This is a genomic window from Runella sp. (genome assembly GCF_027484545.1).
In the GTDB taxonomy this organism is placed as follows: Bacteria; Bacteroidota; Bacteroidia; order Cytophagales; family Spirosomataceae; genus Runella.
Window position 1 is genome coordinate 1 of record NZ_JAIXST010000115.1, and the last position, 3,975, is coordinate 3,975.

Annotated in this window: 3 protein-coding genes; 2 read left to right on the forward strand and 1 reads right to left on the reverse strand. The window is 44.4% G+C overall.

Annotation, left to right across the window (positions count from 1 at the left end; genetic code table 11):
- Positions 1-6: 6 nt before the first annotated feature.
- Positions 7-1,443, forward strand: a complete 1,437-nt coding sequence (locus tag Q0081_RS10090) for a metallophosphoesterase family protein (protein ID WP_298352268.1) — start codon at positions 7-9, stop codon at positions 1,441-1,443.
- Positions 1,444-1,457: 14 nt separating this feature from the next.
- Positions 1,458-2,012, forward strand: a complete 555-nt coding sequence (locus Q0081_RS10095; RefSeq protein WP_298352271.1) for a PepSY-associated TM helix domain-containing protein — start codon at positions 1,458-1,460, stop codon at positions 2,010-2,012.
- A 154-nt stretch (positions 2,013-2,166) separates the two neighbouring features.
- On the opposite strand, the gene Q0081_RS10100 is transcribed toward Q0081_RS10095, so the two are convergent.
- Positions 2,167-3,687, reverse strand: coding sequence for a choice-of-anchor I family protein (locus Q0081_RS10100; RefSeq protein ID WP_298352273.1), 1,521 nt, complete (start codon positions 3,685-3,687; stop codon positions 2,167-2,169).
- Positions 3,688-3,975 lie beyond the last annotated feature (288 nt).

Genomic DNA, 3,975 nt, shown 5'->3' on the forward strand with positions numbered 1-3,975 from the left:
TAACTCATGAAAAAAAGTCAATTCACTTTTCTCTTTGTCTTCCTGTGCCAACTGGTAATAGCGCAACCGGCCTCTGAGATTTTTGTAGCTAAGCCCTATTTGCAAATTGGACGCAATCCTTCCCCCGAATCGTTACAACTCCTTTGGCACACGCCCGATGCCAACGCCGATTGGACAGTAGAATTCCGCGCTGATAGTCGCGCTACTTGGGTAAAAGCCCCCGTTCCTTCAGCTACTCGGGTTGCAGTGGGGACCGTTGCTCCCCACCGGGTGTATATAGCGTCCCTGGCAGGGCTAAAACCTGGAAGCACCTTTTTATACCGCGTATTAAAAGACGGGAAAGAGGTATTTGCCGCCGAAGCCAAAACCATGCGGGCTGCCGATCAACCTTATCGGTTTGTGACCTTTGCCGATATTGGTGCTGAATCTGCCCCGCAAAGAGCCTTGGCCAAACGAGCCTATCTTGAAAAGCCGGACGTAGTAATTGTTCCCGGCGATATTGTCTATGAGCACGGCACCGTGGCCGAATACCAAACTAAATTTTGGCCTGTGTACAATGCCGACAAGCCCGACACGATGGGCGGGCCGTTGATGCGCTCAGTGCCGTTTATTGTGTCACCGGGCAATCACGATACGGATGCGCGTGATTTAGATAAATTCCCCGATGGATTGGCGTATTTCTATTATTGGAATCAACCGCTTAACGGTCCCGACAACAAAGAAGGGGGAGCGCTCACACCTTCCCTGATTGCTTCAGATGAACACAGGAAACCGTTTATGGAAGCGGCAGGGGACAACTATCCCCGCCTGACCAATTATTCTTTCGACTACGGCAACGCGCACTGGACAGTACTTGATTCAAACCCTTATGTTGATTTTACGGATCAGGCTTTGCATGATTGGGTAGCCAAAGACTTAGCTTCACCTGCTGCACAGCGTGCTACTTGGCGGTTTATAATGATTCACCATCCCGGTTTTAACTCTTCACGCGAGCATTATGAGCAGCAGCAGATGCGATTATTAGTGCCGGAATTTGAAGCAGGAAAAGTAGATATTGTTTTCAGCGGACACGTGCACAATTATCAGCGTACCTTTCCAATGAAGTTTGTGCCCGATAGAAAAGGAACACTTTTGGTTGGAGGACGTGATAATAAAACCGTCAGAGGACGTATCGTGAACGGTGCTTGGACCCTTGACAAAAATTTTGACGGAATAACTAAAACAAAACCCAACGGTATTGTATATCTGATTACGGGTGCGGGAGGACAAGACTTGTACAATCCTGAGCAAAATAACGATCCAGATTCATGGCAAAAATTTACGAATAAATTCCGCTCCAATGTCCATTCGCTGACGGTGGCTGATGTCAATGACAAAACGATAACGATTCGTCAAATCACCTCGGACGGCAAAGAAATTGATTCGTTTAAGATAACTAAATAAAATCTAATTGACGGATGCCTACTCCAATCAACAACAGAGCCTTACACCGCGACATCGGTTATTTCTACGTAGGGCTTATTATTTCTTTTGCATTTTCAGGAATTCTGCAAAACCACCGAGATACTTGGAAACCCGAAAAATATACCGCTAAAATCAAGCAAATCAGTGCTCAACTTCTTCAAAATGAGGAAGAAATTACGGAAGAGTACGCCAGAAGTCTTGGCGAAAAATTGGGCATTAAAGATAAATTCAGACGTTCGATGGTAAAAAAAGGCGAACTAAGAATCTCTTATGAAATGAACGATGTTGACATTGACATCAAATCCGGCAAGGGCGAAATCATAACCTATCAGGACACGCCGTTGGTTAGTCAAATGCACAAGTTGCACAAGTCAACTTCTGTATGGTGGATTTATTATTCTGACTTTTTCGGAATCAGCATGATTGCACTCGCAGTCACCGGCACGTTGATGATTGCCAAAGGAAAATTAAGTTTTAAAAGCAGAGGTTGGAAATTGGCGTTGGCTGGATTGGTTTTTCCACTTATTTTTCTGTTTCTGCTGTCTTAATTTCTCAACCGATTTTTCAGGGTACTCAACCGCAGGGATTTACTTTCAGCATTTTTCCTACGTTTTGAATAAAAAAAATCGGCAACCATTTTCAGAAGGGTTGCCGATTTTTTTGTCCAGGATTCACTCTTAGTGAAGCAAACAACTTTAAAAATTACTGGGGTCTGTACACTTTAACTACCCCGTCGTTCTCGCTGCTGACAATCAACAAGCTCTTTTGGATAGGACTGTTGTTGGCAGGGATAAAAAGTACACCCTCGGGAGCATCGCCGCATTTTACCAATTGCAGAAATACGGGCGCGGTAGGATTGCTTACGTCATAGATACCTACGGCATCTGATCTTTCCATACCGACAAAAGCAATTTTTCTGCCGCCTACCTGACCTAAAGCAATGCCTTCTGGTTCTACTCCTTTATCGTCGCTGCGGCCGTCATCGTACACACCGGCGCTAATACAACGCTGTTCTAAGTCATTTTTGCTGTCAAATACCAAGCTTCCGTCATTGCCGTTCCACACACTGAACGAACGTGCCCCTAAAGAATAAATGGCCTCGAAATCAGGGTCGGCGTCGGTGTTACCCAACGTAATCGTGTGGTTTAAGCGGCCCATCTGTGCGGGTAATTTCAGCGTAGCGGCGTTAGGGAAAATGACAGGGTCCAGTACGGTTGCATTTGAACTTACCCGCCGCATCTCCGTAAAACCAGTATATTCGCGGGCATCTCCTTCATTGGCAGTGAATAAATAGGGAACACCTCCCGCTTCAAATACTGAAATACCATCCGGTTGATACATCCCGAAGGCAGGCCATTTTTTTAGGGCAATGGCGTTGTCTTGGTCACTTATATCAATGGCGTTGATATCCAAGTTATAATCTTTAAAGCCCAAAGGAAAAATAGCCGTTACCGATTTTGAAGTTAAATTGATTTTAGCAATGGCATTGTTTTCCTGCAATGTAACCCAAGCCGTTTTAGAATCATCAGAAACGGTCACGTATTCGGGCTCTATGTTTCGGGCAAAATCGGGATTGGAAGTGGGTCCGAATATTCGCAACCCTTTGGCCATCAAAGCGGCCTGCTGAGGAGCAAAAGACGCAAAGTCAAGGGTGACCACAGAATAGTTATCTTCCACCGAAATAATGGAAACACTGCCTACGGGGTCAATGGTATAGGCATCATTCGGTTCTCCTTCATTGGCAGTTATAATAAAGCGTCCGTCGGGAGAAAAAGTAATCATGTCGGGCAGGGCTCCTACAGTAATCACTTTCAATTCTTTGTAATCAATCGTGTTGAATACTGCTACTTTACCATTCTCCTGCTTATTCAAAGACTCAATGGCGGCCGCCAATTTGCCATTGTACACACTTAGGCTGTTAACTGCTCCGCCGTAAGGAGCCATGCTGATACTTGCAATCACTTTCATGGCCGACGGATTGCTCATATCAATTACGTCAATTTTATTGACCGGATTCGTATTCGATACAAAGTTATTCACCACAAAAAGGCGACCAGTGACGGGATCATACGCACTGATTTCAGCCGCACCAATGTCGCCAATATCAATACTGCCGATTTCGGTAAAGTTTGCGGGATTTTCATTAATGCTCGGGTCAAGTCGGTGATCGGAGCAACTGTAAATGAAAAATAACAGAGCGAAGGAGAGTAGTAATTTTTGCATAGGGGTATTTTTTGAGCAAAACTACCTTCGCAATATTATCTCTATGTGATCAAATTGTTGTCTATATATTAAATTAGGGTAAAAAGAGGGGGATAGTTCTCGTGCTTTTTTGGGATATTATAAGAAAAGTAGCCAGTGATTTGGGCATTTAGCTCAGCGACTGTTTTACTATTTTAACGCGAACTTTTCAGGAGATTAGGTCAAAAAAATGGGTTTAAAGGCATAGAGAGAGAAAGAATTAGTATTTTGGATGGGACCGCCCATGCGGTTACCAAGCTTCAAAAACTA

Coding starts and splice junctions, on each gene's coding strand:
- Q0081_RS10090 (WP_298352268.1), top strand. CDS start 7: ATGAAAAAAAGTCAATTCACTTTTCTCTTTGTCTTCCTGTGCCAACTG.
- Q0081_RS10095 (WP_298352271.1), top strand. CDS start 1,458: ATGCCTACTCCAATCAACAACAGAGCCTTACACCGCGACATCGGTTAT.
- Q0081_RS10100 (WP_298352273.1), bottom strand. CDS start 3,687: ATGCAAAAATTACTACTCTCCTTCGCTCTGTTATTTTTCATTTACAGT.